Origin of the sequence: Prevotella pectinovora (genome assembly GCF_000834015.1) — a bacterium.
GTDB classification, from domain to species: domain Bacteria; phylum Bacteroidota; class Bacteroidia; order Bacteroidales; family Bacteroidaceae; genus Prevotella; species Prevotella pectinovora.
The window spans coordinates 139,439-165,689 of record NZ_JXQI01000021.1; the positions used below are offsets into that span (position 1 = coordinate 139,439).

The 26,251-nt window shown below is 47.1% G+C and carries 27 protein-coding genes and 1 pseudogene; 16 read left to right on the forward strand and 12 right to left on the reverse strand.

Annotated features, from left to right (window positions below):
• Window positions 1-12: 12 nt before the first annotated feature.
• From rpmD to ST42_RS02725, 12 genes are all read left to right on the forward strand, one after another.
• On the forward strand, window positions 13-189 hold the full coding sequence (rpmD, locus tag ST42_RS02675; protein WP_022315740.1) for a 50S ribosomal protein L30: 177 nt from the start codon (window positions 13-15) through the stop codon (window positions 187-189).
• 29 nt (window positions 190-218) lie between these two features.
• A complete protein-coding gene (gene rplO / locus ST42_RS02680) occupies window positions 219-665 on the forward strand; it encodes a 50S ribosomal protein L15 (RefSeq protein ID WP_022315741.1) in 447 nt (148 codons plus the stop codon).
• 4 nt (window positions 666-669) lie between these two features.
• Window positions 670-2,013: a preprotein translocase subunit SecY gene (gene secY, locus ST42_RS02685; RefSeq protein ID WP_022315742.1), complete on the forward strand. Its 1,344-nt coding sequence runs from the start codon at window positions 670-672 to the stop codon at window positions 2,011-2,013.
• Between the two features lie 11 nt (window positions 2,014-2,024).
• Window positions 2,025-2,822 carry a type I methionyl aminopeptidase gene (map, locus tag ST42_RS02690; protein WP_044072138.1) on the forward strand — a complete coding sequence of 266 codons (798 nt, stop codon included), beginning with the start codon at window positions 2,025-2,027 and terminating at the stop codon, window positions 2,820-2,822.
• Window positions 2,823-2,825: 3 nt separating this feature from the next.
• Complete coding sequence (infA, locus tag ST42_RS02695; protein WP_022315744.1) at window positions 2,826-3,044, forward strand: translation initiation factor IF-1; 219 nt, start codon at window positions 2,826-2,828, stop codon at window positions 3,042-3,044.
• A 13-nt stretch (window positions 3,045-3,057) separates the two neighbouring features.
• Window positions 3,058-3,174 (forward strand): 50S ribosomal protein L36, encoded by a 117-nt coding sequence (gene rpmJ / locus ST42_RS13395; protein WP_006950529.1) that lies wholly within the window; start codon window positions 3,058-3,060, stop codon window positions 3,172-3,174.
• A gap of 83 nt (window positions 3,175-3,257) precedes the next feature.
• Window positions 3,258-3,638: a 30S ribosomal protein S13 gene (gene rpsM, locus ST42_RS02700; protein WP_022315745.1), complete on the forward strand. Its 381-nt coding sequence runs from the start codon at window positions 3,258-3,260 to the stop codon at window positions 3,636-3,638.
• An 11-nt stretch (window positions 3,639-3,649) separates the two neighbouring features.
• The gene (gene rpsK / locus ST42_RS02705; protein ID WP_042519081.1) at window positions 3,650-4,036 is read left to right on the forward strand and encodes a 30S ribosomal protein S11; all 387 of its coding nucleotides are present in this window, start codon (window positions 3,650-3,652) and stop codon (window positions 4,034-4,036) included.
• An 83-nt stretch (window positions 4,037-4,119) separates the two neighbouring features.
• Complete coding sequence (rpsD, locus tag ST42_RS02710) at window positions 4,120-4,725, forward strand: 30S ribosomal protein S4 (protein ID WP_044072186.1); 606 nt, start codon at window positions 4,120-4,122, stop codon at window positions 4,723-4,725.
• Window positions 4,726-4,736: 11 nt separating this feature from the next.
• Window positions 4,737-5,729, forward strand: coding sequence for a DNA-directed RNA polymerase subunit alpha (locus ST42_RS02715; RefSeq protein ID WP_022315749.1), 993 nt, complete (start codon window positions 4,737-4,739; stop codon window positions 5,727-5,729).
• A gap of 73 nt (window positions 5,730-5,802) precedes the next feature.
• Window positions 5,803-6,294 (forward strand): 50S ribosomal protein L17, encoded by a 492-nt coding sequence (gene rplQ, locus ST42_RS02720; protein WP_022315750.1) that lies wholly within the window; start codon window positions 5,803-5,805, stop codon window positions 6,292-6,294.
• Between the two features lie 270 nt (window positions 6,295-6,564).
• Window positions 6,565-7,560, forward strand: coding sequence for a hypothetical protein (locus ST42_RS02725; RefSeq protein WP_044072140.1), 996 nt, complete (start codon window positions 6,565-6,567; stop codon window positions 7,558-7,560).
• A gap of 78 nt (window positions 7,561-7,638) precedes the next feature.
• Here ST42_RS02725 and ST42_RS02730 read toward each other — a convergent pair whose 3' ends face one another.
• The 3 genes from ST42_RS02730 to ST42_RS02740 form a co-directional block, all read right to left on the reverse strand.
• Entirely contained in the window at window positions 7,639-7,824 is a 186-nt protein-coding gene (locus tag ST42_RS02730; RefSeq protein ID WP_022315752.1) for a hypothetical protein, read from the reverse strand.
• Between the two features lie 132 nt (window positions 7,825-7,956).
• A complete protein-coding gene (locus tag ST42_RS02735) occupies window positions 7,957-8,316 on the reverse strand; it encodes a hypothetical protein (RefSeq protein ID WP_022315753.1) in 360 nt (119 codons plus the stop codon).
• Between the two features lie 18 nt (window positions 8,317-8,334).
• Window positions 8,335-9,864 (reverse strand): hypothetical protein, encoded by a 1,530-nt coding sequence (locus ST42_RS02740; RefSeq protein WP_042519075.1) that lies wholly within the window; start codon window positions 9,862-9,864, stop codon window positions 8,335-8,337.
• A gap of 495 nt (window positions 9,865-10,359) precedes the next feature.
• Between ST42_RS02740 and ST42_RS02745 the strand changes: the two genes are divergently transcribed.
• Genes ST42_RS02745 through hydF form a run of 4 tightly spaced genes read left to right on the forward strand, consistent with a single transcriptional unit; the run spans window position 10,360 to window position 15,481 of the window.
• Window positions 10,360-11,832, forward strand: coding sequence for a monomeric [FeFe] hydrogenase (locus ST42_RS02745; protein ID WP_044072141.1), 1,473 nt, complete (start codon window positions 10,360-10,362; stop codon window positions 11,830-11,832).
• Window positions 11,816-12,847: a [FeFe] hydrogenase H-cluster radical SAM maturase HydE gene (hydE, locus tag ST42_RS02750; RefSeq protein ID WP_042518156.1), complete on the forward strand. Its 1,032-nt coding sequence runs from the start codon at window positions 11,816-11,818 to the stop codon at window positions 12,845-12,847. The genes ST42_RS02745 and hydE overlap by 17 nt, the downstream gene beginning before the upstream one ends.
• Window positions 12,848-12,855: 8 nt before the next feature.
• The gene (hydG, locus tag ST42_RS02755; RefSeq protein ID WP_394365281.1) at window positions 12,856-14,277 is read left to right on the forward strand and encodes a [FeFe] hydrogenase H-cluster radical SAM maturase HydG; all 1,422 of its coding nucleotides are present in this window, start codon (window positions 12,856-12,858) and stop codon (window positions 14,275-14,277) included.
• A gap of 1 nt (window position 14,278) precedes the next feature.
• Window positions 14,279-15,481, forward strand: coding sequence for a [FeFe] hydrogenase H-cluster maturation GTPase HydF (gene hydF, locus ST42_RS02760; RefSeq protein WP_044072143.1), 1,203 nt, complete (start codon window positions 14,279-14,281; stop codon window positions 15,479-15,481).
• 146 nt (window positions 15,482-15,627) lie between these two features.
• Here the strand turns inward: hydF and ST42_RS02765 are convergent, their stop codons facing one another.
• From ST42_RS02765 to cas13b, 9 genes and pseudogenes are all read right to left on the reverse strand, one after another.
• Window positions 15,628-16,935 (reverse strand): VapE domain-containing protein, encoded by a 1,308-nt coding sequence (locus ST42_RS02765; protein ID WP_231556883.1) that lies wholly within the window; start codon window positions 16,933-16,935, stop codon window positions 15,628-15,630.
• Between the two features lie 159 nt (window positions 16,936-17,094).
• Window positions 17,095-17,553 (reverse strand): DUF6078 family protein, encoded by a 459-nt coding sequence (locus tag ST42_RS02770; protein WP_044072144.1) that lies wholly within the window; start codon window positions 17,551-17,553, stop codon window positions 17,095-17,097.
• Between the two features lie 443 nt (window positions 17,554-17,996).
• Window positions 17,997-18,258, reverse strand: a pseudogene (locus ST42_RS13745) (IS982 family transposase); the annotation flags it as partial.
• Window positions 18,259-18,359: 101 nt separating this feature from the next.
• Complete coding sequence (locus ST42_RS02775; protein WP_044072146.1) at window positions 18,360-20,414, reverse strand: DEAD/DEAH box helicase; 2,055 nt, start codon at window positions 20,412-20,414, stop codon at window positions 18,360-18,362.
• Between the two features lies 1 nt (window position 20,415).
• Complete coding sequence (locus ST42_RS02780) at window positions 20,416-20,922, reverse strand: hypothetical protein (RefSeq protein ID WP_044065290.1); 507 nt, start codon at window positions 20,920-20,922, stop codon at window positions 20,416-20,418.
• A 67-nt stretch (window positions 20,923-20,989) separates the two neighbouring features.
• Window positions 20,990-21,430, reverse strand: coding sequence for a hypothetical protein (locus ST42_RS02785; RefSeq protein ID WP_044065292.1), 441 nt, complete (start codon window positions 21,428-21,430; stop codon window positions 20,990-20,992).
• Between the two features lie 90 nt (window positions 21,431-21,520).
• Complete coding sequence (locus ST42_RS02790; RefSeq protein ID WP_156139277.1) at window positions 21,521-21,940, reverse strand: hypothetical protein; 420 nt, start codon at window positions 21,938-21,940, stop codon at window positions 21,521-21,523.
• Between the two features lie 176 nt (window positions 21,941-22,116).
• The gene (locus ST42_RS13965) at window positions 22,117-22,371 is read right to left on the reverse strand and encodes a hypothetical protein (protein WP_044065293.1); all 255 of its coding nucleotides are present in this window, start codon (window positions 22,369-22,371) and stop codon (window positions 22,117-22,119) included.
• A gap of 523 nt (window positions 22,372-22,894) precedes the next feature.
• Window positions 22,895-26,167 carry a type VI-B CRISPR-associated RNA-guided ribonuclease Cas13b gene (gene cas13b / locus ST42_RS02795; RefSeq protein ID WP_044072147.1) on the reverse strand — a complete coding sequence of 1,091 codons (3,273 nt, stop codon included), beginning with the start codon at window positions 26,165-26,167 and terminating at the stop codon, window positions 22,895-22,897.
• Window positions 26,168-26,251 lie beyond the last annotated feature (84 nt).

A 26,251-nucleotide genomic window follows, 5' to 3' on the forward strand; every position in this document is an offset into this window, starting at 1 on the left:
AGGAGAATTTTTATGGCAACAATAAAGATCAAACAGATTAAGAGTAAGATCGGTGCTCCAGTTGACCAGAAGCGCACTCTTCAGGCGCTGGGCTTGACAAAGATTTCACAGGTTGTAGAGCATGAAGATAATCCTACTATCCGCGGAATGATTAGAAAGGTACACCACTTGGTAAGTGTTGTTGATTAATTACTCGTAACATTAAAAAAAGAACAATTATGAAATTACATAATTTACAGCCAGCTGAAGGCTCTACACATTCACGTCGTCGTATCGGCCGTGGTACAGGTTCTGGACTCGGTGGTACTTCTACTCGTGGACACAAGGGTGCCAAGGCTCGTTCTGGTTATAAGAGAAAGATTGGCTTCGAAGGTGGTCAGATGCCTTTGCAGCGTCGTGTTCCTAAGTCTGGTTTCAAGAACATCAACCACAAGGAATACTTTTCTGTAAACCTTTCTACTCTTCAGACTTTGGCAGAGAGCAAGAACCTCACTAAGATCGGTCTTGCTGAGCTCAAGGAGTTCGGAGTAGTAAAGGGTAGAGTACTCGTTAAGATTCTTGGAAACGGCGAGTTGAAGGCTAAGCTCGATGTAGAGGCAAACGCTTTCTCTAAGACTGCTGAAGAGGCAATCAAGGCAGTTGGTGGTAACACAACTATAATCTAAGTAAATGAAAAAGTTTATTGAGACACTGAAGAACTGTTGGAAGATTGAGGATCTGCGTCAGCGCATCCTCATCACGATCCTGTTCGTGGCGATTTATCGTTTCGGCTCTTTCGTAGTGCTTCCTGGTATTAACCCTGCAATGTTGGAAAAACTGCAGAATCAGACAAGTGGCGGTTTGATGTCACTGTTGGATATGTTCTCCGGTGGTGCGTTTTCTCATGCTTCTATTTTCGCATTGGGAATAATGCCTTACATCTCAGCTTCTATCGTTATGCAGCTGCTTGCTGTCGCTGTGCCTTACTTCCAGAAGATGCAGCGTGAGGGCGAGAGTGGCCGCAAGAAGATCAACTGGTATACACGAGTATTGACTGTGTTCATACTCGTGTTCCAGGCTCCTTCTTATCTGATGAACCTCAAGGCGCAGGCTTACGGAGCTTTGGCTCCTGGTCTCGACTGGGGATCTTTCATCCTCACAGCCACTATCATCCTTGCAGCAGGTAGTATGTTTGTTCTCTGGCTCGGTGAGCGCATCACTGACAAGGGCGTCGGCAATGGTGTTTCACTTATCATTATGATCGGTATCATTGCCCGTCTTCCACAGGCTTTCATTCAGGAGACAAGTTCTCGCTTTACTGCCATCACAAACGGTGGTCTGGTAATGTTCATCATAGAGCTTCTCATCCTCTATCTTGTGGTTTGTGCTGCATTGCTCCTCACCCAGGGCACTCGAAAAGTTCCTGTACAGTATGCTAAGCGTATTGTCGGCAACAAGCAATATGGTGGCGCTCGTCAGTATATTCCTTTGAAGCTTTTCGCTGCAAACGTTATGCCTATCATCTTTGCTCAGGCTTTGATGTTCATTCCTCTCGCAGTGGTTCAGTATTCTACTGATGCCTCTAACGAAATCATCCGTTCTCTGATGGATCACCGTAGTTTGCTGTACAATATCGTGTTTGCAGTGCTCATCATTGCCTTCACATATTTCTATACAGCCATTACATTGAATCCTACTCAGATGGCAGAGGATATGAAACGTAATAATGGTTTCATTCCTGGCGTTAGGCCTGGTAAGGAAACAGCGGATTACATTGAGACGGTGATGAGCCGTATCACATTCCCTGGTTCTTTGTTCATCGCCTTCATTGCAATCATGCCTTCACTGGCAGCGTTGCTCAACGTGCAGGATGGATTTGCACAGTTCTTCGGTGGTACTTCTCTTCTGATTCTCGTAGGTGTCGTTATCGATACACTGCAGCAGATTGAGAGCCACATGATGATGAGACATTACGATGGTCTTCTCAACTCAGGACATGTTCGCGGTCGTAATGCTGGCGTTTCCGCTTACTAAGCACTGTGCAGATGAAAGTTTTTCTGAAGACTGAAGATGAAATTGAATTAATGCGTAAAGCCAATCAGTTGGTGTCACAGACACTGACTGAATTGGCTAAACGTATAAAGCCCGGAGTAACTACTCTATACCTTGACAAGGTTGCTGAGGAATTCATTCGCGACCACGGAGCAATCCCGACGTTCAAGAATTTCCCGAATCCCTATGGCGACCCGTTTCCGGCTAGTATCTGTACTTCCGTGAATGACATTGTGGTTCATGGAATACCAAGTGAAGATACTGTTCTCAAAGATGGCGATATCATCTCCATCGATTGTGGAACATTGCTGGATGGCTTCAATGGCGACTCTTGCTACACGTTCTGTGTAGGTGAGGTTTCCGATGAGATAAAGCAACTGTTGTCCACGACAAAAGAAGCTTTATACAAAGGAATCGAGAATGCGGTAGCCGGTCGTCATCTTGGCGACATCGGTTCTGCCGTTCAAGACCATTGTGAGAAAAAAGGTTATGGAGTCGTAAGGGAGTTGACGGGCCATGGCATAGGAAGAGAGATGCACGAAGACCCCCTGGTACCCAACTATGGCCGGAGAGGTAACGGCATCCTGCTGAAGTCAGGAATGTGTCTTGCCATTGAGCCTATGATTACGATGGGAGACCGCAAGATTGCGATGTTGCCCGACCATTGGTCTATATGCACTCGCGACGGAAAGCCGGCTGCTCACTTCGAGCATACCTTGGCAGTGAGAAACGGTAAGGCAGAAGTTTTATCTTCGTTTAGTGAAATAGAAAAATTAGAAGCAAATTATTAAGTTATGGCAAAGCAAGCCGCAATTGAGCAAGATGGAACAATCGTAGAGGCACTCTCTAACGCGATGTTCCGCGTTGAGTTGGAGAATGGTTGTCCTATCACAGCCCACATCTCAGGAAAGATGAGGATGCACTACATCAAGATTCTTCCTGGTGACAAGGTAAAGGTGGAGATGAGTCCATACGATTTGACCAAAGGCAGAATAGTATTTAGATACAAATAAACTATAGAGATATATGAAGACAAGAGCATCATTGAAGAAACGTACACCCGACTGCAAGATCGTTCGTCGTAAAGGTCGTCTGTTCGTTATCAACAAGAAGAACCCTAAGTACAAGTTGCGTCAGGGTTAAAAAAGGGTTGGCACCCTGATTGTGAAGTCAGTCGTGTCGCTTTATTAACAAACAAATTTATTTATTTTATCATTTAACACAAAATGGCAATAAGAATTGTTGGAGTAGATTTGCCCCAGAATAAGCGTGGCGAAATCGCATTGACTTATATCTACGGTATAGGTCGAAGTAGTTCAGCAAAGATATTGGACAAGGCTGGTGTTAGCCGTGACTTGAAAGTCAACGAGTGGTCTGACGACCAGGCAGCCAAGATCCGTGAAATTATCGGCGCTGAATTCAAAGTAGAAGGTGATCTCCGTTCAGAGATCCAGTTGAATATCAAGCGACTGATGGACATTGGTTGCTATCGTGGAGTTCGTCATCGTAACGGTCTTCCAGTACGTGGTCAGAGCACAAAGAACAATGCTCGTACACGTAAGGGAAAGAAGAAGACTGTTGCAAATAAGAAAAAGGCTACTAAATAATAATTAGAGTTATGGCAAAGAAAACAGTCGCAAAGAAAAGAAATGTTAAGGTTGACGCTCTCGGACAGTTGCATGTTCATAGCTCCTTTAACAACATTATCGTGTCATTGGCCAACAGCGAGGGTCAGATCATCTCTTGGTCTTCAGCTGGTAAGATGGGCTTCCGTGGTTCTAAGAAGAACACTCCTTACGCTGCTCAGATGGCAGCAGAGGATTGCGCCAAGGTCGCTTTCGACCTCGGTCTTCGCAAGGTGAAGGCATACGTTAAGGGTCCAGGTAACGGTCGTGAGTCAGCTATCCGTGCTATCCACGGTGCCGGCATCGAGGTTACAGAGATCGTAGACGTTACTCCATTGCCACACAACGGATGTCGTCCTCCAAAGCGTAGAAGAGTTTAATCAAGAAGAATACCCAATCTGCCTTGCATCGCAAGTAGTTTTTTCTGGCGATGCAGGGCATCAACAAAGATTTTTTAAATATTATGGCTAGATATACAGGTCCGAAATCAAAAATTGCGCGTCGTTTTGGTGAGCCAATCTTCGGCGCAGACAAAGTTTTGTCTAGGAGAAACTTCCCTCCTGGACAGCATGGCAACAATCGTCGCAGAAAGATGTCTGAGTACGGTGTCATGTTGGCAGAGAAGCAAAAGGCTAAATACACCTATGGTGTACTTGAGCGCCAGTTCCGTAATATGTTTGAGAAGGCTGCAAAGGCTGAAGGTATCACCGGTGAGGTGCTGCTCCAGAACCTTGAGAGCCGTCTTGACAACGTAGTATTCCGTCTTGGTATAGCTCCTACACGTGCAGCTGCCCGCCAGCTCGTTAGCCACAAGCATATCGTAGTTGATGGCAAGGTTGTTAACATACCTTCATTTGCCGTTAAGCCAGGTATGGTTGTTGGTGTTCGCGAGAAGGCTAAGTCTCTCGAGGTTATCGAGGCAGCGCTCGCTGGCTTCAACCACAGCAAGTACCCATGGATCGAGTGGGACGAGAACACAAAGAGCGGCAAGTTCTTGCACAAGCCAGAGCGTGCTGATATTCCTGAGAATATCAAGGAACAGTTAATCGTTGAGTTGTACTCTAAATAATCATTAAATTAATGGCGATATTAGCATTTCAAAAACCCGACAAAGTTGTAATGTTGGAGGCCAATGACAAATTCGGCAAGTTCGAGTTCCGTCCTCTTGAGCCTGGCTTCGGTGTTACCATAGGCAACGCGTTGCGCCGCATTCTGCTTTCCTCCCTTGAGGGTTATGCCATCAACACCATCCGTATAGCTGGTGTTGAGCATGAGTTCTCCTCAGTTCCTGGAGTTAAGGAGGATGTAACTAACATTATCTTGAATTTGAAGCAAGTAAGATTCAAGCAAGTAGTAGAAGAATTCGAGAACGAGAAAGTTAGTGTCACCGTTGAGAATTCCACAGAATTCAAGGCTGGTGATATCGGTAAGTATCTGACTGGATTTGAAGTGTTAAACCCTGATTTGGTGATTTGTCATTTAGACGCAAAAGCATCAATGCAGATAGACCTCACTATCAACAAAGGCCGTGGCTATGTTCCGGCTGATGAGAACCGTGAGTTCTGCACCGATGTCAACGTAATTCCAATCGATTCAATTTACACCCCAATCCGTAACGTGAAATATGCTGTTGAGCCATATCGTGTTGAGCAGAAGACCGACTACGACAAGCTCCTCCTTGAAGTCACTACGGATGGTTCCATTCACCCGAAAGACGCACTTAAAGAGGCTGCCAAGATCCTGATTTATCACTTCATGCTGTTCTCTGACGAGAAGATCACTCTCGAGAACACTGACGTTGAGACAAACCAGGAGTTTGACGAGGAAGTTCTCCACATGCGCCAGCTCCTCAAGACACGCCTTGTAGACATGAACCTCAGCGTTCGTGCCCTCAACTGTCTGAAGGCAGCCGACGTAGAGACACTCGGCGATCTCGTACAGTACAACAAGACAGACCTCTTGAAGTTCCGCAACTTCGGTAAGAAATCGCTTTCAGAGCTTGATGATTTGCTCGAGAGTCTGAATCTGTCGTTTGGAACCGATATTTCTAAGTACAAATTAGATAAGGAATAATATCCGCATACAGGCGAAGGAGCCATCCGGCTCCTCCTGCCGTTGCGAAACTCCTTAAAACAAGAAACAAAAAATGAGACATAATAAAAAATTCAACCATCTGGGTCGTACTGCTGACCATCGCAAGGCAATGTTGACAAACATGGCTATCTCCCTGATCAAGCACAAAAGAATCACTACGACCCTCGCAAAGGCTAAGGCCTTGAAGAAGTTCGTAGAACCTCTTATCACACGTTCGAAGAACGACACAACAACTTCACGCCGTGTAGTTTTCCGTTATCTTCAGGACAAGTACGCTGTTACTGAGTTGTTCAAAGAGATTTCTACAAAAGTGGCTGATCGTCCAGGAGGATACACACGTATCATCAAGTTGGGCATCCGTAAGGGTGACGCAGCAGAGATGGCATTCATCGAGCTGGTAGACTATGATGAGAACATGGCCAAGACTCCAAAGGCAGCTGCCAAGAAGACTCGTCGTAGCCGCAAGGCTGCTCCAAAGGCAGAGGCTCCAGTAGAGGCACCTGCAGCAGAGGAGGCAAAGGCTGAGGAAGCTAAGGCAGAATAATTCTCCGAATATATCTCATAGGAATTAATCCGTCCCATCTCGGGGCGGATTTTTTTTTGGTACGCTTATCCCAGATATTTATGCCGTTTGTTCCCATTGTGTTGCCGTTTGTTCCAAATCGGGGGAAATGACGTTTTCATGAGTGGCGGTTATTCTCTATTTTTGTAGTGCAATTCATATACGATTGCACAGCAGAGATAATCAATATTATGTTAACATCAATCCCCTAAAAACATTTGTGGATTTGACTAAAACAAGGAGAACAAGAACATGAACAAGAAATTTTTCGATTATGGCAAGTCATTCAGCAGGATGGGAATGGCAGTAGTAGCAGCACTTGCACTTACAGCAGGTTTCGCATCGTGCGGTGATGACGATGATGAAGGCGGATCGCCTACACCCAATACCGAGTCAGGCGTTCTGGAGACCACTTCAGGTAAGAAGGTGAGAGTGACAGGTGCCGGCAACCTTACATATTCCTACAACAGCGACGGCACGCTGGCATCCTTCGGTTATGGCAGCCATCCGTATGAGGCAAGCTACAACCCATTCATCTTTACACAAGACAACTACGGCAACGGCTATAAAGACGTCAGTGTGGTCAGCAACATCCGTACGAACGGCAGCGGATACATCACCGGCTGCACCGAGAAATACGACTATGAAAGCTCCGACTCAGAGGAGCATGGTTCGGGCAGCGTCAGCGTGAGCTACAACGACAAAGGCAACGTTACGAGAATCAAGGGCAGCGGTTCCGGCTATTACATCGAGGATGGACAAAAGGAGAAATACAGTTCCTCATTCGATTATTCCTTCACATGGAACGACGGCAAACTCCGGAAGGCTGTCTACACATTCGTTGAGGATGGTGAGAAAGACGTCGAAACCTTAGTCTTCGACTATGATGATGCCAAGGCAAACGTAACACTCCAATATGTGCCTAACTTCCTCAACGAAGAGTCAGACTCGTTCCTCGCCGGCCTGTTCTTTATCGGTTATGTAGGCAAGGGCCCGTCATACTTCCCGACCGGTGTAGACTACACTATGAAAGATTATGAAGGCACAGAGAACAAATACTACAACCTCACATATTCACTGAATTCAGACGGCACCGTATACCGCTACGGAGGAATGGAAAGCGGTTATATGTCATATTCCAGCGTCAGCGGAACCACGCCACGAAGCGTTTCTATGGCTCCTGCTGCCTCAGACAAAGTGAAGAGAAGCATTTTCAGCAGCATCCACAGAAGATTCATGAACAGATAACCCCCGACTATCAAGCAGGTTTATCCCTTATGCCATATAATCCCGGCCTTCCAATGCGTAAGGTCGGGATTTTTCCGTCTATGTATTGTCCGACAATATCAAGGAATCCCCATGAAACACATTAGGTGCTGCAAGTTCAGTCTCTATCATTCTGTAGAAGCTGTCCTTGTAGTCAATGTCATAGTAGCCAATAAGCAATGCAAGGAAATCCCCAAGAGAAAGGTTCTCTTCATGGAGGACATCTGTATTGATTGTAATTTTCATTGTCTTTTGTTTTTAAAGGGTTATCAATAAAAAGCACACCCCCTGGAGAGGAGCTGTGCTAGTTACTTTCTTGTTATTATAATTAGTTTTTGGGTAGATAGTCTGCAATGCTGTTTTTTACAATATTCATTCTTAAAATGTACCTTGCTTGGCATGTGTTATAAATCTTTCAATTAATGGTCTGAAAATAATCAATTGGTCTAAAAGTAGAGTTTGACAAGAAGAACCTTTAAATTTGAAATAGGAAAAGTCATCAGTTGAAGCAATATTCAGCCAATATTCATCATCTATTTTGGCTTGCTCAATAAACTCCTTAAAGACACTTTCCGAATTGTCCTTGAGGTAGTTACGCATTTCTTCATCAGAATTAAAATAACTGTACAATCCTTTAAACCATTTACTATAGAAAATAACAAGTTTCTTACCTTCAACTTCTATAGTTGCAATTATATTATCTTCATTTATTGAAGTTCTTATCTCTTCCTTTGTCATAAATATTTATTATTAAACCTATTTTGATTTTCTTTCAATACCTTTTGTATCCCTGAAAATGGCTTCAGCAGGTGTCGCAGGATCATATAGAACGTTTCTCCATTCATCAGGATTAAGAAGATACCCTCTTGTGTCAGCTTTTCCTAACTGTGCTCCAACCCATTCTGGAAGAGTCATTATTTCTTTTTGGCTCATTTTTGATATATCTTGGAAAGGTATTACCTCACTTTTAAACTTTGGTTGAAATACCCAATCCATGAATTTATAGTCTTTGACTCTTGGTGAGTTAGATGCTTCTCTTGTGAGTTTTCGTATCTCTGAAGCATAATCTGCGGAATTTGGTTTTTCTATAACAAATTTTACATTTGATGTATTTTCAATGTCATCAAGAGCATTAAAAGTATTTTTCAATTTGTTGTTTGTAACAGTTTTCATTCCCATTTTGGAAGCTATTCCTAGATCAATGTCATTTCCAGAGAAGAACATAACTTTAGATGGTTTTACCAAGACATTATCTCCATACGTGAAGGTATCTGAAGGTCTTGTAGAAATAACATGTTTACCAAGTAAGGTTTTACCTGGAAATGCCATAACTGACGATGTATTCCAATCTCCTCTATCATGTTTTCTGACCGGCACATCTGTTGTCATATTTGTAATTATTGGACTGTCTACTCCCCTGCCATTTTCAAATGCAAATGTATTAATTGGAGAAGTAATCTGAATTTTTCCATCTTTTATTACTGGCATTCGTTTTGATGCTTTATATAAAGTTGGTAATTCCACATCGTTGCCATAATAGAATTTGCCTGCATAATATCTTGGATATTGAGCAAAGGGACTATGCCAAGCTGCTATTCCCAGCCCTTTCCCCAATTCATACATTGGTTTTACTAATTGTGCCAAAGTCGATACATCCAAGGCTGTTTCAGGGGTAAATGTTCCATTCTGAATGTCTTGTAGTCCTTTAGCACCAGATAAGGAAGTTGCAGCTGCATCTATCCATGGGAACAGTCTGTTGTACTTTGCTGTGTCAGCAAAGAAGCCCAGCCCTCTTGTAATGCCTTGACCTAAAGCGGTTGATGCAACACCATCCATAAAGGGGGCTGCAATTACTCCAAATGGCGCTGCTGTTGCAACATCTCTCCAAGCTGCAGCATTAGGGTGTTGCTTGTCCCAGAGGGCATAGTCCTTTGCTCCTCTGACAGCGGCATCCTTAAGATGTGGGTTATACTCTCTGTGGGGAGCATTATTGACTTTTGTCTTGTCATTGCTCATTGTAAGATACTGATTGAAAGCATCAGAGAGCAATCCCCGCTTAACTTCCTTTGATGGTGTCACCACTACTTCATCAAGATTATGCTGCATCATGACTGGGATAGCCTTGCCATCTTTCATTCCATAGTAGTTTCCCTTGCTGTCTGCAAACACCTGCCTCTTCTTTACTGTGCCGTCAGGTTCCTCTATTCCCATTGTTGTGGTGGGGAACTTCTGGTTGCCCAGTGTGAGAGGTATGCTCCAATCAAAATCTCTTAAATATCCTGCCATACTATTTATTTTTTTTAATTCTCAGCAAAGATAACAAAAGCAGGGGAGAGGGTAAAGGAGCTAATGAAAGTCCTTAGATAATCTCTTGTTTTCGCTAATAATGTTAACAGATACAAAGATATGAATTTATTCAGCATGTTGTATATGATGATACCTCATTTCTTTATAATTTCATTCAGTTCAGCAATGGATTGTATATATGGCATACTTGCAGTCTTTTGTTTTTTTAAGGTGTCTTTTGCTCGTTTCTGATTCTCATTATCCCGCTATTACTCCTTAATCCTCAGATGAAATCCACTCTTCCCAAAATCACAATCCAGGCGGGCCTGATGGCCGATTAAGGCTAAACCAGGCGTCATTACCATTATTTGGCTCCTCTTCTATCAAAAAAAATGAATTTCCTTTGCCTCTCTCAAAGCTTTCTTATAACTTTGCCCAAAGTTTTGCGCCAGACTGTTCTGGCTGTTGTTTAACCTATAAATCTGAAATAAGAATATGCCATTTACGAACAATGTCATGATTGTCCGTCACAAGCTGTTGACCGAACTTGTGAAGCTATGGAAAAATGACGAATTAGTAGACCGCATTGACCGTCTGCCTATCCAATTGAGTCCCCGCCGTTCAAAACACGAAGGACGTTGCTGTGTACACAAAGAGAGAGCAGTATGGAGATATAAGTCACTTCCGTTGTTGGGCATGACGATGGAAGACGAAACCGACGAGCTGACACCTCTCTCAGAATTTGCTTTCCGCGCCATGAAGAGAGCCGGCAGCGGTGCTCCAAGAGAAGATATCCTTACCGTTATCGACGAGGCTTGTTCATCCTGCGTTCAGATCAATTATGAAATCACCAATCTGTGCCGTGGATGTATCGCCCGCCATTGTATGACCAACTGTCCCAAGAAGGCCGTCCATCTGAAGAAGAACGGACAGGCATTCATCGACCACGATGCTTGTATCAGCTGTGGTATCTGTCACGACAGCTGCCCATACCATGCCATCGTATACATACCCGTTCCTTGCGAGGAGTCATGCCCGGTAAAGGCAATCAGCAAAGACGAGCGTGGCATAGAGCATATCGACGAGAGCAAGTGTATATACTGCGGAAAATGTCTCAACGCATGTCCGTTTGGCGCCATTATGGAGGTATCCCAGGTATTCGACGTGCTCTATAGAATCCGTAGCAAGAAGAAGCTTGTGGCCATCGTTGCCCCTGCAATCCTCGGCCAGTTCAAGGCAGAGAAAGACCAGGTCTACGGCGCACTCCGCGAGGTGGGCTTTGCCGACGTCATCGAGGTGGCACAGGGCGCCATGGAGACCGTAGAGCGTGAGGGCCACGAGCTGCTGGAAAGACTCGAAGAAGGTCAGCCCTTCATGACCACCTCTTGCTGTCCTTCATACAAGGAGATGGTGAAGAAACACGCTCCCGACATGGCGAAATACGTTTCCGACACCCGTTCGCCGATGTATTACACCGCCCGTCTGGCAAAGCAGCAGCATCCAGACGCCGATGTAGTGTTCATCGGTCCGTGCGTTGCCAAGCGCAAGGAAGCCCAGAGCGACGAAGCTGTGGACTTCGTTCTCACATTCGAGGAAATCTCTTCCGTGATCGACGGACTGGGCATCGACATGGGCACCACCGCTCCATATAGCATGGCGGTGCAGTCGGTGCGCGAGGCACATGCTTTCGGAGAGTTGGGCGGCGTGACAGGCGCCGTGAAGGCATATCTCAAGGAGAAAGCCGAGTCATTGCAGGCAATCCAGGTTTCTAACCTGACAAAGAAGAACATCGCCATGCTGCGGGCTTACGGCAAGTCAGGAAAGGCTCCTGCCAAGTTCATCGAGGTCATGGCATGCGAGGGCGGATGTATCACCGGACCTTGCGTCCACAATGAGCTGAAAGCCGGAAAGCGCCAGTTCGACAAGGAATTGGGCAAGGAGACAAAGACCTATGATGATATGGATTGACAAACTACGCAGAGACCATGCTCTCGCGCCAGACGAATACCGGCAGCTGCTGGCAACGACAGACACCGATGCCGTGGAATATCTGCATCGGCAGGCGCGGGAGGTGGCTCTCAGGCAGTTTGGTCATGACATCTATATACGCGGACTGATAGAGGTGGGCAACCGCTGCCGCAACAATTGCTACTATTGCGGCATACGGGCAGCCAACATGTCGGTGGCGCGTTACGAACTGACAAAAGAACAAATCCTGACCTCTTGCCGGGAAGGCTATAAGCTGGGCTTCCGCACTTTTGTATTGCAAGGTGGCGAGAAGTCTGGCTCTTATGCTATGTGGGAAGACGTGGTCAGCGAGATACGCCTCGCCTATCCCGACTGTGCCATCACGCTCTCGCTGGGCGAGATGACGAGGAGCGAATACGAGGGACTGTTCCGTGCCGGCGCCAACCGCTATCTGCTGAGGCATGAAACATATAATGCCGACCATTACCGCAGGCTCCATCCGGAGTCTATGTCAAGAGAACACCGGCTGCAATGTCTGCAATGGCTCAAAGAAACCGGCTATCAGACCGGCACCGGCATCATGGTGGGCAGCCCCGGACAGACTCTGGACCATCTGGTGGAGGACATCTGCTTCATCCGGCGTTTCCAGCCGCAGATGATAGGCATCGGACCCTTCATACCCCAGCATGACACACCTTTCAGGGATTGCCGTCCGGGAAGTGCCGACCTCACCCTGCGCCTGCTCTCCATCTTCCGCCTGATGTTCCCGTCGGTGCTGATACCAGCCACTACGGCGCTCTCCACACTCCTGCCCGACGGCAAGGCCCGGGGCATACTGGCAGGAGCCAATGTGGTGATGCCAAACCTCTCGCCGGCGGCATACCGCTCCAGCTATGCGCTCTACGACAACAAGGCGGCGATGGGCACGGAGGCAGCCGAAGGGCTGGCCCTGCTGAAACAAGAATTGGATAAAATCGGGTATCGTATATCTACGGCTCGTGGTGATTTTAAATGAATAATGACATGGACAAGATCTTTAATCCTGCCTCCGGTGAGGCAGAAGAGTTTATCAACCATCAGGAGATTCTCGATACGCTGCAATACGCATCGGAGCATAAGAACGATCGGGAGCTGATAGAGAATCTGCTTGAGAAGGCGGCGAAATGCGGCGGACTGACCCACCGTGAGGCTGCCGTGCTCCTGGAGTGCGACGTCCCCGATCTGGTAGACCGCATCTTCCATCTGGCAAAAGAGATAAAGCAGCGCTTCTACGGCAACCGCATCGTGATGTTCGCACCGCTCTATCTCTCCAACTATTGCGTGAACGGCTGCGTATATTGTCCGTACCACGCCAAGAACAAGACCATACCCCGCCGCAAGCTCACCCAGGAGGAAATCAGACGAGAGGTCGTAGCCCTGCAGGATATGGGTCACAAGCGTCTGGCGCTCGAAGCCGGCGAAGACCCGCGCAATAATCCTATAGAATACATCCTGGAGTCTATCCGGACCATATACGGCATCCATCACAAGAATGGAGCCATCCGCCGCGTCAATGTGAATATCGCCGCCACCACGGTGGAGAACTACCGCCGCCTGAAAGACGCCGGCATCGGCACGTATATCCTCTTTCAGGAGACATACCACAAGAAGCACTACGAGGAACTCCACCCCAGAGGTCCCAAGAGCAACTACGCCTACCACACCGAAGCTATGGACCGCGCCATGGAGGGCGGCATCGACGATGTGGGCATCGGCGTTCTCTTCGGTCTCAACCTCTATCGCTACGATTTCGTGGGCCTCATGATGCACGCCGAGCATCTGGAGACAAAGTTCGGAGTAGGTCCACACACCATCAGCGTGCCCCGAATCTGTCCGGCAGACGATATCTCAACAGAGGACTTCCCCGACGCCATTTCCGACGAGATGTTCGAGCGCATCGTCGCCGTCATCCGCATCGCCGTTCCATACACCGGCATGATCATCTCCACCCGTGAGTCAGAGGCCGTGCGCCGCCGTGTGCTGGAGCTTGGCGTGTCGCAGATCAGCGGCGGTTCGCGCACCAGCGTGGGAGGCTATGCCGACTCAAAGCCGGAGCATACCGAGCAGTTTGACGTCAGCGACCATCGCTCGTTGGACGAGGTGGTGGGCTGGCTGCTCGATTTGGGACATATACCGAGCTTCTGCACCGCCTGCTATCGCGAAGGACGCACCGGCGACCGCTTCATGTCGCTGCTCAAGGCCGGACAGATAGCAAACTGCTGCGGACCCAATGCCCTGATGACGCTGCAGGAGTATCTCGAAGACTATGCCTCGCCTGAGACCCGGGCGAAGGGACAGCAGGAGATTGCCAAGGCGTTGGAGCATATCCCGAACCCGAAGATAAAGGCGATTGCCACGAAGCGGCTGGAAGATATAAAACAAGGAAAGAGAGATTTCAGATTCTGACATAGATATGGAGAATACACCACAGGTTTCCCGCTTGCATATAGCCCTCATAGGGAAGAGGAATGCCGGCAAGTCGTCACTGCTCAACGCATGGTTGGGACAGGACGTTTCTATCGTGTCCAGCGTGGCAGGAACTACTACCGACGCCGTGAGGAAGGCTGCCGAACTCCCCGGACTGGGGGCTTGTGTGATTATCGACACACCGGGATTTGACGACACCGACCGGCAGCTGGGACATCTGCGCGTTGGCAAGATGCAGACTGCCGTGAAGCAGGCCGACATCGTAATTATGGTGGCGGGCGGACCCGTGCTCACGCCGGAAGAACGGGAGTGGGCTTCTTGGCTCAGGCTCAAGAAGACTCCCTGGCTCCTTGTCCTGGGCAAGGCAGACACCATGGCGGATGCAGAACAGGTAGCCGACCGTCTGTCCGGCGAACTGGATGTTCCTGCCGTGGCTGTCAGCGCCTTGCGCCGCAGCGGTTTCTCCAGGATGATGCAGCTGCTGCTCCAGCTCCTGCCGCCCGATTTCGGCAAGGAGACCATCACGGGCAGTCTTGCCGCTGAGGGCGACAGGGTGTTGCTCGTGATGCCACAGGACAAGGAGGCGCCGAAGGGACGCCTTATCCTCCCACAGGTGCAGACCATCCGTGAACTGCTCGACAAGCGGTGCATCGTTTCCTGCTGCACTCCCGACAAGCTGGCTGCTGCTCTCGCCTCGTTCCGTGAGAGTCCACACTTGATAATCACCGATTCGCAGGTCTTTCCGCAGGTGTACGGACAGAAGCCAGTCGACAGTAGGCTGACCTCCTTCTCCGTGCTCTTCGCCGCCTACAAGGGCGATGCCGTGGCGTTGAAACAGGGAGCGGAGAGCATAGCCCGGCTTACAGACCGTTCTCATGTGCTGATAGCCGAAGCCTGTGCCCATGTGCCGGCGGGCGAGGATATCGGCAGGGTGAAACTGCCGCGTCTGTTGCGCAAAAGGGTGGGCGAGGGCCTTCAGGTAAGTTTCGTCAATGGCCGTGATTTCCCCAAAGACCTCTCGCCATACGATCTCGTTATCCATTGCGGCGCCTGCATGTTCAATCGCCGTTATGTGTTAGACCGCATCCGTTCCTCACAGTCACAAGGTGTGCCCATCACCAATTATGGTATGGCGATAGCCTATCTCACCGGCATCCTGCATAAGATAGATTTCGCAGGATAGTCTGTTGGAATATATGAAAAACTTGATTTCTCCAGAAACTGTCAGATTGTCTGGTTTTTGCTCTAACGCATTGATAATCTGATGATTATCGACCTGACAGTTGCTTTGGATTGTCTGGACAATTCGTCATCCTCATGGGTGGAATGTCATTTGTCCACCAGTTCCACGAGAAATTCGTTGCCTCGCCATGTCCTCCTCGACGTCATTCCGGGCAGCGCCTTCAGCCGGCGGCTGAGTGTCGTGAGATTGGTAGAGGCCATTGCCGCCGCACCAGCCTTCTGGCGCAGATGCTGAAATATCGCCACCGTGGTCATATACTCACCCCTGCCGTTCTCCTTGCCGATGCGGAAATACTCTTTGAAGAAATCCTCCGCCGCTATAGTGCGCTGAAACCTGTCGTTGCTCATCGTCAGCAGCTCCGTTTCCAGTTTGTCGAAATACCAGCGGCGCCCACTCTCTATCTCGCTCAGCGCCTGGGCATAGAGCTGGGTGTAGTCTATTGGCGTCGACACGTCGATGGGCCGGTTGAAATCCACACAGATGAAGCGGCGGCTCCCCGACGGGTCGCTCAGCACATTCTGCATGTTGCTCGTGGCGATGAACGATGCCCGGCGCGGCAGTTCCTCGATGGCGGTTCCCCACGGGCGCTTCATCTTCACCGCCGGCAGCTGCACCACATTCTTCAGAAATCCCTCCTGCAGCTTCGGCGATATCTGGTTGAACTCGTCCAGATTGATGAGCAGCAGTTCAGACATCGCCCTCAACACCTGCTTCTTCTCTGCCAGCTGCAGACTGTCGCAATATCCCCATTTCAGTTCCGGCGGCAGCAGCCGGCGGCAAAACGTGCTCTTGTTGAAACCCTGGTCGGAGATGAGCAGCGGCACGTTGCTGTTGCCATACAGCTCCCCCGTCTTGCCCGTCCATTGCGCCACCATTCCCAGAAACCACGTGTGGAATCTCTCCCTCCACTCCGGGTCCTCCGTCGGCACCGTGTCGGCAAGCCTGCCGATATGGTCGCTGCCGTCCCAGCGGCCCACACATTTGGCGAGGAAGTCGCCGATGGGGTCGAAACAGCCGATGAAGTCAGACCCCACATAGTTTCTCACGTCATTAAACCCCACGGCGATGCCCGCCAACTGCACCTCAAGTGTGATTCTCTTCAGCGCCCTCATGTCGAGCATCACAAAAGGTCCGTTGCCGTCCCTTTCCATATACTCCGTGCATTCTGTCACCGTGTTGTATCTCAACACATACCTCCGCCTGATATGCTCCACCATCCTCACCACATGTGAGCACCTCGTCGGAATCCTCTCCCCGGTCTCCTTCTCCGTGTTCGTCACTTCCGTTTCCTCACTCGTTTGAGTACTGTTCATTCTCTCAAACCACTTCTCCGAGGTCTTGGCAGATATCCTCAACCTTCCCCTTTTGTTTGTTCTTATGCTTTTTGTTTTCATGGTATTGTCTGTTTTTTTAGCCAAATGGCCGATTTGGAATTTTAGTCTGTTTTGGTTCAGAATTGGGCACGGTGCTTGCCCAACATGGGCACGGTGCTTTCTCAATAGGGGCAAGCAGCTTGCCCCGGTTGGGCATCTTTCCTGTCCGTTTCGTGCCCATTATTTATTCAAAAAGCTGACCATCTCTTCGTAGAAGTCAAACTCCACGTCGTCATACCCATAGTTGGCGAAAATCCTCTTTATCTTCTCCTGCTGGTTTTCCGTCAGTTTCCACGCCCCCGAGTCGTATCTCGAAAAGTCCCTTCTGTTGCTCATTGTCTTGATGATGTCGTGGCGTATGGCCTTATAGTCGCATGCCTTTATATTGCCGAGAGCCTTCTTGAATCCCCATGCCACCTTTATCTTCTTCATCTTATGAAACAGTTTGCATCCTTCCACCGGGTTTGAGGTCGGCAGGATACATTTCCCACACAGGTCCTTCTGTTTCATCTTTCTGATGACATGCCATCTCGTGCATCTCTTCTTTATCTCGCAGTTTTCGTTCAAACAATGAACCCAATTGTACGGTGTCGTGAATTCTCCCTTCACGAAATCCGAATACTTGATTTCATAATGCATACTCAATGCTTTTTTAAAGTTTATGATTATATTATCCCGGTCCTTTGTTCAGCCCTGATGATTGATCAGGGCTTGGCGAGACAGTGATGCAGTCGTGCGCGCTTCGCTCCATCCCGTGTCCGCTTTCCGGTCCGTATGCCTATAAAATACGGTCCATTTCCCCCTCATGTCATATTCCATCCCCTTCCATACGATTAAATCTTCTTATTCCCTAACCATCCAGACAATCACCCGATGGTTTTCGTCATGCAAAAAATGCGGAAGTGTCTGAATTACAGATACTTCCGCATTGAAGACCAGATGGCTGACGGTTTTTTTGAAAAAAGTGGATTAATTGGATATTATGACCGATTAGAGCTAAATCGGTCGGATTATCGGTCGGATTTCCGGTCGGATGATGGATATTCCGGTCGGATTATATTCCATATACTCTAATTATAGTCGAACAACCATTTCTCACTATCAATGCACTCTGTCTCTGCTGTCAGGGATAGCGCCACCACTTCCAAATCCAGAAAATCTGGGAACAGAACCACGATGTGGAACATTACCCGATTCGTTGACGAGATTTTCAGAGAATTGCTTGCATATCTCAAGTATTTTGACGAATTTTGTATAAAGGTTGTACATACGATGGTTTGAACTTAATGTTTTGATCACCACTAAGTTACTAAAAATCAGTGATATGTACAACTTTTTACTCATATTTATCAACTTAAATTAATTCCGCCAACGGGTATCAACTGCATAGCACTCATTGCTCTCTGATTCTTTGGAACCAGATAGGTTGTGGCATCACGTATTCTTCAGGCAAGTCCTTCGTCAAACTCTTGCTTCTTGATTCGCATTATCAGATAGCTGACGGACTTTGGCGCTTTCTTGCGGGTGTACTTCAATAGATTGTCAAACTCTTCTTCTGTCATATCCGAATTGAATGCCTCTATCAGTTCGCTTTCTCTCGTAGAATCGAGCATGATGGATTTGCGCTTCATCAGCATGCGTAGGGCATGAATGCCACGGTCGTATTTCGGTTTCGCTTCAACCAGTTTTCTCATCAAGTCGAGACCTGGTTCGCCGATGTGCATTTCGTTGAGCATGGCAATATTGTAGAGCACCTTGGCATCAGGGGTCGCCATGTCGAAGACATCTCCCATTAGAACGTTCACTTCGTCAGCTTCGTTGTATCTGCCTGACATTGCCAATGCACGGGATTTCACGTATAGGGCTTCCTGACATAGATGCTTCTGAAGAACTGTATCCGCCAACATCAAAGCCTGTTCGTATTTTCCGGCATAGAGGCTGAGCAATGCCGCCAAGAACGTTGCTGGCCAATGATTGGCTTTTAACAGTTCTGTTGGAACATTCTCTATGCTTCCCATCAGGAAATCATCGCATACTACAGTGTCGAGGAATCTTTTGGCTTGTAGCATCGCCTCCTTGATATCTCCAGCCAGAGCTTTCTTGTTCACCAATAGCAGGTATTGCCTGGCGGCTTCGTCGTAGTCGTTCTGCTTGAGTGCCGCATATACTGCTTTGCCGCTCTCTATCTCGTTGTTTATGAGATGCTCGTCGTTATACCCACTGGCATAAGCTAGAATTTCACGGTTTGTATACGCATACTGCGGTATGACATCTTTGGAGAGGAACAGTCCGTCCAATGTCCTCACTCGGCTCAATGCCACATACAGCTGCCCTGCAGCAAAGAGACCATGGCTAAGGTTCAGCGACATCTTGTCGAATGTCATGCCTTGGCTTTTGTGTATGGTGATAGCCCATGCCAACTTCAGTGGATATTGTGTGAATGTGCCTGTGACATCCTTTTTCAGTTTTTGCAACTTGTGGTCATATTCGAAATCTACAGAATCCCATGAGGTGCAAGGCACGGTGTAGGTGTTGCCGTTGTTGAGACAGACGTGGATCTCGTCTTTCGTGAGTTTCACCACCTTCGCAAGTGTGCCGTTAGCCCATCGCTTAAGCTGGTCGTTGCGGGTGAACATCACTTGTGCGCCAACCTTAAGATGAAGGTTCAGATCCACAGGCAGTCTCTTGTCGTCGAACTTCCCTGAAACGGTTCCCTCGTAGACGAATTCCTCAGCATCAATCTCAGAAAGACACTTGTGGTTTATCTCGCTGGCGGTCTTGTTGAGAGACGTCAGTGTGATGACCATTCCATCCTTGGCTTCAGGCTGCACCACGCGGCGGTTGAGATTCATGATGTTCTCAGGTGTTACCTTGTTCATGCGTACATTTTCAAGGATATGCAGAAATTGCTTGTCGTCATCCTGTCTATACACCTTCTGAAATTCAATCTTCACCATGCGCATGTTTTTTATGGCATTGGCTTTATAGAAGAAGAACTCGTTGGTCTGATAGATGTCGTGCATCAATTCCCATTCTGCTCCATGTCTCACTATTGGAGGCAGCTGAAACATGTCGCCAACGAAGATTATCTGTTTGCCTCCGAAGGGCAATGTGGTGCGCAGAGTCTTGCGCAGCGTGTAGTCGATGGCATCCACTATGTCGCATCTCACCATTGACACCTCATCGATGATGATGGTGTCGGCATGCAGGAGCGTCAGGATGCGGGCCTCATTCAGTTTTCCACAGGTTCCAGGAGGACATACTTCCATCGGAAGACCGAAGAAGGAATGTATGGTGTCGCCGCCAGCCAAGATTGCGGCGACTCCGGTAGGTGCCAATGTTATAAACTGCTTGTCAGCCATCTTCTGAACGTTGCGTAGAAAGGTGGTCTTGCCGGTTCCTGCACGTCCTGTGAGAAAAAAACTGCTGTTGGTGTTGGCAATTAGCTCGTAAGCGAGCATCTGCTGCAGGTTTTTGGGGTCTATCTGTATATTCTCCATATTATTTCTGTTCTATTGCTGGTAATATTTGTGTAAGGCGAGTATTGAAATCTGCATCAAGGAAACTCTTGTAGCATTTGCCGATCAGACTTTTTGCCTGTATCTCGATTTCTGCTGCCGGTACTGATGTGCGTTGTGATTTCAGTATGCCTGCGAGGTAATCCTTGACCATCCTTTCTGATTCCGCGCGTATGAACTCTTCGTTTCTGTGCACCTTGTCATAGTCTCGCTTCTGTATCAGCTCAAGTTTCTTTCCGTTGAAGGCATATATCTCAATGCTGTCAATGTAGGTCCAGTTGTGGTAGAGTCCCACTTTCTCCACTATGACTATGCGGTCGCAGAAACGAATTCCCCGATAGTATCGGTTCCCGTTTCCACTTTCATATTCGTTACAGATGAACATCTTCTGTCCATTGTCCCATGCCGGAATGCTGGCTCTCTGATTGCCGAAAGTAGGTAGTATGCTGTCAAACAAGTTTTTGCTTATTGCCTTTGCTAATGAAGCCATGTTTTTTTCCTTTCTTTTAAGGTTTAGTTAATTAGTTTTCGTTTTCTCTCTTTCTGTGAGGGACAGATCATGCAAGCATTTTACGCTGAGTCTGCTCAATCATCTCTTTTGAGAAAGATAATATCTGATGCTCGCTGATTCGCTGCCCGAGAGCTTTTGCCTGTCCTATGAGGAAGTCTTTTAGCATGAGAATGCTTTGCTCTTTGGCAAAGAACTCAGAGAATGCTCTCCAGTTGTATCCTCCCCATGATTTCTGGGCAATGATTCTTGCCTTTTTGCCGTCCCATCCAAACAGTGTTATACCGTTGAGGAAGGTGTGGGTATGTCCTTGGCCGATGTTGTAGTACACTGCAAGACGGTCGGAGATACGGATTGCCTTGTAGTAGGTGTTGCCGGCGGCGCTGGTGTAACCACAGGTCAGAAACACGTTCTTCTCTGGATTGTATGTTAGAGAACTTCCCGAAAGGGCTGGTAATGCCTTGGCGGCAATGAGTGCTAGAGCATTCATATGCTTTTAGTTTTTTGTTGTTTTTGACGGAATAGGCCGTCGCCTTTGATGATGAATTTAAGTGAATTTGGAACCATTCCTGCGTGGTTGTCATGCACACAACTGATGGTCTCTCAGTTCACTCATGCTTTTGCTTGTGCAGTGGCGGTAGATATGGCTTGAGAAGCGGTCTCTTCTTCGTCCCACCTTGCTGTATGCTTGTTGAGCCTGGCGTTTTTCCACTATGCGGCGAAGAATGCGCTTCTGGGCATTATACGACTTAACCTTGTTTTTGCAGCGAAGGTTCAGCAATATGCCGTCAAACAGTTCCTCCTCCATCTGTTTCGTCGCACGTCTGCAAGACTCCTTTGCAGCAGCTTTCTGGTATCTGCTTCCATGGGCAATCTTGTCCCAGCTTTTTGCCACCTTTCGACGAGCATTGGCTTCTGCCTTTCTGCCTCTTGCCCTATTGTTCTTTTTGTGAACCTTGTTGGTAGGCTGCATCATTGTTTCTTTCTTGTCCTTCTTCATAGTCTTGGAGATTTAACTTCAAACGGTTATCAGGCCGTTTGTTGTATTCTTTTTATAGTGCTTGTCTGGATTTTGTTTTTTCATTTTCTTAGTCGAAACCTCTGTGAAGATATAGGTTCTCACCTATTTGGAACAATTCGTGTAGGTGGAGAACCTTTATCTTCTTGCTCATAGCTCTACTTTTTTCCTGCGAAGTAGCCTGCGATAGCGGTGCCGACTGCGGTTGCAATCACACCGATGAGCTGCCAACGTTCTTTTTCTGATTCTGTCATAGTTTTCTTGTTTTGGTGAGCCTCCATTTTTGTACACACCGTGGAGGTTTCGGTGGAGCAAAGGTATGCCAGTTTCTTATGAGAGCAAAAGGTTTTGGCGTTAACATTGGTCCCTTCTGTTTTGGAACCATTCCGCATCTGCTGCAACCTCTTGGTCATGTGCTTCTATTGTCTTATTGTGTTCTCCATTTTTTATTTCAATTTCGAGTTGCCACCAAACGTTTTGCAGCGTCAATCAGCGGGGTGGTTCCGATGATTGACGCTGCAAAGATAGAATGAAATGATGGGTATGGCAAGGAAATTTTAAGCGGGAATGGTTCCTTCAAATTTGGAACCATTCCCGGTGTTGTAATAGTCCCTCAAAACTGGACTTTCCACAACGAGATATCTCCAACTGGAATGTTGTTGTAATAGCCCCTCAAAACTGGACCTTCCACAACAATGGAACGTCTCTAATGTTACTAACATGAGTTGTAATAGCCCCTCAAAACTGGACCTTCCACAACCTACAATCGATAACATCCTTATAATCAATGTTTTTAATTGATTTTGTTTTCATAAATGAAATATTTGAATGTTATGGTTATGCAAAAATAGGAATATTTTATGTTCTGCCCAAATTCGTACTGTTATTTTCCTCCTCTGGTGCCATCATATATCTGATGACACCAGAGGTTTGGAACTATTTCATGATGGCATATTCTCCAAATGCTTTCTTTATGCTCATGGCAATTTCAGGCAAAGCCCTTATCTCAACAACACCTTTGTCGGGATAGTTGTTGTGGTCGAAAGCATTCCTGATTTTTCGCAATATGTCACTTTGTTCTTTATTGATATTCTTGTTGTTTAGGAGAATCTTTAAGATGGACTTGAAATCAACCTTTTCTTCTCTGTCAACTCTCGCTGACAACTCAGGATAAGTGTCGAATGCCCATTTCTCCAAGTTGAAAACGATGCTCGATATTTCCGGTCGGCATTGGTCATACTTCTTGAATTCTTCCATGATGTCCTCCTTGGATACAGTGTCGGAGCCAACAAGTTCTAACAGGTTGCCGATTCTCTTGTCGCTTGCCAAGACGAAGAAATCACCATAGTTCTTCAGCTTCATGCCTTCCGATGTTATGGTATATTTCTTGCCGCCCTTTTCAAAAGTGAATGACATAGGCATAATCTCAGACAGGATTCCCTTTTCTGCGTCAGGCATAATCTCTTTCAGTTTGAATCTCTCGCCGTCGAAATCCGCCAGTTCCGTCAGAGTCTTCTTTGCCAATAAGAAGAGCAGGGCATCCTGTACTCTGTATCTGCGGATTACCTTCTCACTTTTCTGGTATTCGTTGCGGCTGTTACTCAAACGCTTGTCTAATATCGTTTCAATTTCTTCAGAAGAGGCATTACGCATCTGTCTGTTAGACCTGATTTTGTTTGAAGCCAGTTTTCTGTAGCGTTCAGTCCGGCTTGCACGTTCTTTCCATAAACCTTCTCTTTCTTCTACGGATGTGAAACAGCTCTGCAACGAGCCTTTTCTGTCGTATTCACCCCTCAGCATGTCCATATAGCGATAGTTGCGCTTCCACTGATAGAATGTCTGGAAGTCATCATTCAATACACGTTTCATATATTCTGCGATGAGATACGTGACGTTGGCATTATTGAAATCAATGCCCTCCATCTGCGGCAGCGATTTCAGGTGGCTCTTGATTTCGTTGTCGAACATCTGTCGAGGCAATTCCACCGGCAGGTCTTCATCATAGATTCTGCCGAGAGTCTTCATAGCAGGTGTTTTCCATTTGTTCTGGTCTCGTCTGATGAAAGGCACATCCACCCTGTTTCCCTTCTTTATCTCGTTGGAGAGTCCGATGAGATAGAATTTGCGCTCTATTAGATACCTCTCGTAGAAATCCACGGCATTGGCAGGGATAGAGCGCACAAATACCTTATATAGGAAAGGATGAGGCTCTGTTGTGCCTTTGCCGATGAGCCGGGCTTTCTCAAACATCAGCTTGAACTGTTGCTTGGCTTCATAATCGTCGCCACTGTTGTAAACGGCGATGGCAGACTGCATGATGCGGTAGTTCAATCCCGTAATCTTGTTCTCGCCATCATTTACAGAAGGTTGGAACAACACAATGTCTTTGGCGAGGAAATCCGCCAGCTTACCTGTAGAAATCTGTTTGAAACCGCGCTTGCCCATCTTGTTGTCGGCAGAACGTATGGATTTACGGTCGTCTTTAAATCTCTTGATGCGCCGTTCGGTATCGGCAAGCATGTCATCAACGGTAAGCCTGATGAAGGCGTCAACGTCCTTGCCATGAGCATTCCCGCTGATGAGGTCAATAATCTTCTGGGGCAGATCACTTTCTGCAATGCCGAAAGAGGCTATGTTTTCAGCTGTCACCTCTTCTTTTTGCATCGCTTTGAACAATCTCTTATACCTGTTGTGAACATCGACAATAAGCTTTTCGGTCTTTTTGCTACCGAACAGGAACATATGAAATGCCATGGCAGGTATTTCAAGAGTGCTCATACGGCAGGATGGAATGGTCTTTACCACATATCTGTCATCCTCAATTACAGGCAACAATGGGGCAGGGGTTTCTTCATCGCTTATGAACATTTCCACCTTGTTGTTCTCCAGTATATAGTGAGTGTATGTGTCCACGATGTATGGATAGTTTGCAGGATTGGCATCGTCTCTTTTCATGTTCTCAAAATCGCGAATACGAATGCCGCTATTGCCGAAAGTTCCGTTTTCTTGCTTTCTCATCGTTTCAACCTCTTCCAATCTTCCGAAACCGTTGAGAGGCTGTTCTATCACCCTCACTCGTGTCTGACCGTCGATGCAGGTCTTGTCGGCTTTGAGCAGATAGCGCAGTTTCCCCATATTCACATGAAAACGGATGTGGTCGAACAGCTTGCCGTAGTCAATATATTGCAATAGCAATGGCACGAATCTGTCGGAACTACGCTTCATAAGCACTTCGTTGTGGTCATTGGAAATGATTCTGAATCGAGACTGCTTTTCTGCCGAGAGTGTTTCGAACAGTTCGTTTGGACAACGCTTTATTTCATTGAGCATATCCATGGCCACCGACTTGTTGCTCTTTTCCGAGTGGATGCGGTCTTTGGGCTGCTTGATGCTGTTTATTCCAAAAGAACGGATGATGATGCGTCGCTCTTCCGATTGTGCATTATAGGAAGAGAAGATAGGAAGCCTTGACAGGAAGATGTTGATATACTGCTTGTCGAGGAACAGACAGATAAGCAAGGCTATGCCGACTCCAGACAAGTGGAGTTTCTTTTGTGTGTCGCCGTTGTAGTCTTGCAAACTGAGGAAGAAACCGGTATTTACTTGTGATTTCTTTTTTCCGTATGCGTCTTTGACGAATTTGAATCTTTTGTCCTGTATAAAGGCGAGGTCTTCGGTTTTGTATCCATAACGCTCATTCATGTTTCGCAGTGCTACAGTGTAGTAGTTGTTTATCATTCCGGAAAGAGGCTGCTCAGTACTTGTCAGAAACTCGCAACCGTCAATCAGCTTCTCATCGTATGTCTTGTAATGGCTGGCCTGGTCACGATACATTTTCAGCACACCGAAAGCCCTTTTCAGAACTTCAAAGATGTCGTTGCTGTTCACCTCAACCCTATTCTGTTTGTATTTTCCGTTCGAATACTCTCTTTGGTTTTCAGCCATAATCTTGAGGAAAGGAAAATATGACTGCAGACGTTCGATGATGAACATAGTCTTTTCCGGCTGTTTGTCATATCCATTCTTCGCATTGTATAAATGGCTCATTACGGGGTGGAACCATAGATTTTCGTTGTTCTCGTTCTGTTCCCCCTCTATGTCGGCCACTTTCTGTATGTGGTCGAGTACGGTCTGTGCGTTCAGCATTGCCATGACAGAGTATGTTCCGAAATACTTCTTCTGGTTTTCCACTAATGCAGGTATATTCATATCGTATGCTTTTTAGTTGGTTAATATTCCGTTCGTTAATACAGGTGCAAATTTATGATTATGAGTCGTATTCTGCAAGTATTA

Excerpts from the sequence above, each read along its gene's own strand:
- ST42_RS02775 (WP_044072146.1), bottom strand. The coding sequence starts at position 20,414 with ATGGAGAATATACAGATAGACCCCAAAAACCTGCAGCAGATGCTCGCT.
- rplQ (WP_022315750.1), top strand. The coding sequence starts at position 5,803 with ATGAGACATAATAAAAAATTCAACCATCTGGGTCGTACTGCTGACCAT.
- ST42_RS02745 (WP_044072141.1), top strand. The coding sequence starts at position 10,360 with ATGCCATTTACGAACAATGTCATGATTGTCCGTCACAAGCTGTTGACC.
- ST42_RS02790 (WP_156139277.1), bottom strand. The coding sequence starts at position 21,940 with ATGAAGAAGGACAAGAAAGAAACAATGATGCAGCCTACCAACAAGGTT.
- ST42_RS02765 (WP_231556883.1), bottom strand. The coding sequence starts at position 16,935 with ATGAAAACAAAAAGCATAAGAACAAACAAAAGGGGAAGGTTGAGGATA.
- rplO (WP_022315741.1), top strand. The coding sequence starts at position 219 with ATGAAATTACATAATTTACAGCCAGCTGAAGGCTCTACACATTCACGT.
- rpsK (WP_042519081.1), top strand. The coding sequence starts at position 3,650 with ATGGCAAAGAAAACAGTCGCAAAGAAAAGAAATGTTAAGGTTGACGCT.
- rpsM (WP_022315745.1), top strand. The coding sequence starts at position 3,258 with ATGGCAATAAGAATTGTTGGAGTAGATTTGCCCCAGAATAAGCGTGGC.
- ST42_RS02730 (WP_022315752.1), bottom strand. The coding sequence starts at position 7,824 with ATGAAAATTACAATCAATACAGATGTCCTCCATGAAGAGAACCTTTCT.
- hydE (WP_042518156.1), top strand. The coding sequence starts at position 11,816 with ATGATGATATGGATTGACAAACTACGCAGAGACCATGCTCTCGCGCCA.
- secY (WP_022315742.1), top strand. The coding sequence starts at position 670 with ATGAAAAAGTTTATTGAGACACTGAAGAACTGTTGGAAGATTGAGGAT.
- ST42_RS02780 (WP_044065290.1), bottom strand. The coding sequence starts at position 20,922 with ATGGCTTCATTAGCAAAGGCAATAAGCAAAAACTTGTTTGACAGCATA.
- ST42_RS02725 (WP_044072140.1), top strand. The coding sequence starts at position 6,565 with ATGAACAAGAAATTTTTCGATTATGGCAAGTCATTCAGCAGGATGGGA.
- map (WP_044072138.1), top strand. The coding sequence starts at position 2,025 with ATGAAAGTTTTTCTGAAGACTGAAGATGAAATTGAATTAATGCGTAAA.
- ST42_RS02715 (WP_022315749.1), top strand. The coding sequence starts at position 4,737 with ATGGCGATATTAGCATTTCAAAAACCCGACAAAGTTGTAATGTTGGAG.
- cas13b (WP_044072147.1), bottom strand. The coding sequence starts at position 26,167 with ATGAATATACCTGCATTAGTGGAAAACCAGAAGAAGTATTTCGGAACA.
- ST42_RS02735 (WP_022315753.1), bottom strand. The coding sequence starts at position 8,316 with ATGACAAAGGAAGAGATAAGAACTTCAATAAATGAAGATAATATAATT.
- ST42_RS02740 (WP_042519075.1), bottom strand. The coding sequence starts at position 9,864 with ATGGCAGGATATTTAAGAGATTTTGATTGGAGCATACCTCTCACACTG.
- infA (WP_022315744.1), top strand. The coding sequence starts at position 2,826 with ATGGCAAAGCAAGCCGCAATTGAGCAAGATGGAACAATCGTAGAGGCA.
- hydG (WP_394365281.1), top strand. The coding sequence starts at position 12,856 with ATGGACAAGATCTTTAATCCTGCCTCCGGTGAGGCAGAAGAGTTTATC.
- ST42_RS02770 (WP_044072144.1), bottom strand. The coding sequence starts at position 17,553 with ATGCATTATGAAATCAAGTATTCGGATTTCGTGAAGGGAGAATTCACG.
- ST42_RS02785 (WP_044065292.1), bottom strand. The coding sequence starts at position 21,430 with ATGAATGCTCTAGCACTCATTGCCGCCAAGGCATTACCAGCCCTTTCG.
- rpmD (WP_022315740.1), top strand. The coding sequence starts at position 13 with ATGGCAACAATAAAGATCAAACAGATTAAGAGTAAGATCGGTGCTCCA.
- rpmJ (WP_006950529.1), top strand. The coding sequence starts at position 3,058 with ATGAAGACAAGAGCATCATTGAAGAAACGTACACCCGACTGCAAGATC.
- rpsD (WP_044072186.1), top strand. The coding sequence starts at position 4,120 with ATGGCTAGATATACAGGTCCGAAATCAAAAATTGCGCGTCGTTTTGGT.
- ST42_RS13965 (WP_044065293.1), bottom strand. The coding sequence starts at position 22,371 with ATGACCAAGAGGTTGCAGCAGATGCGGAATGGTTCCAAAACAGAAGGG.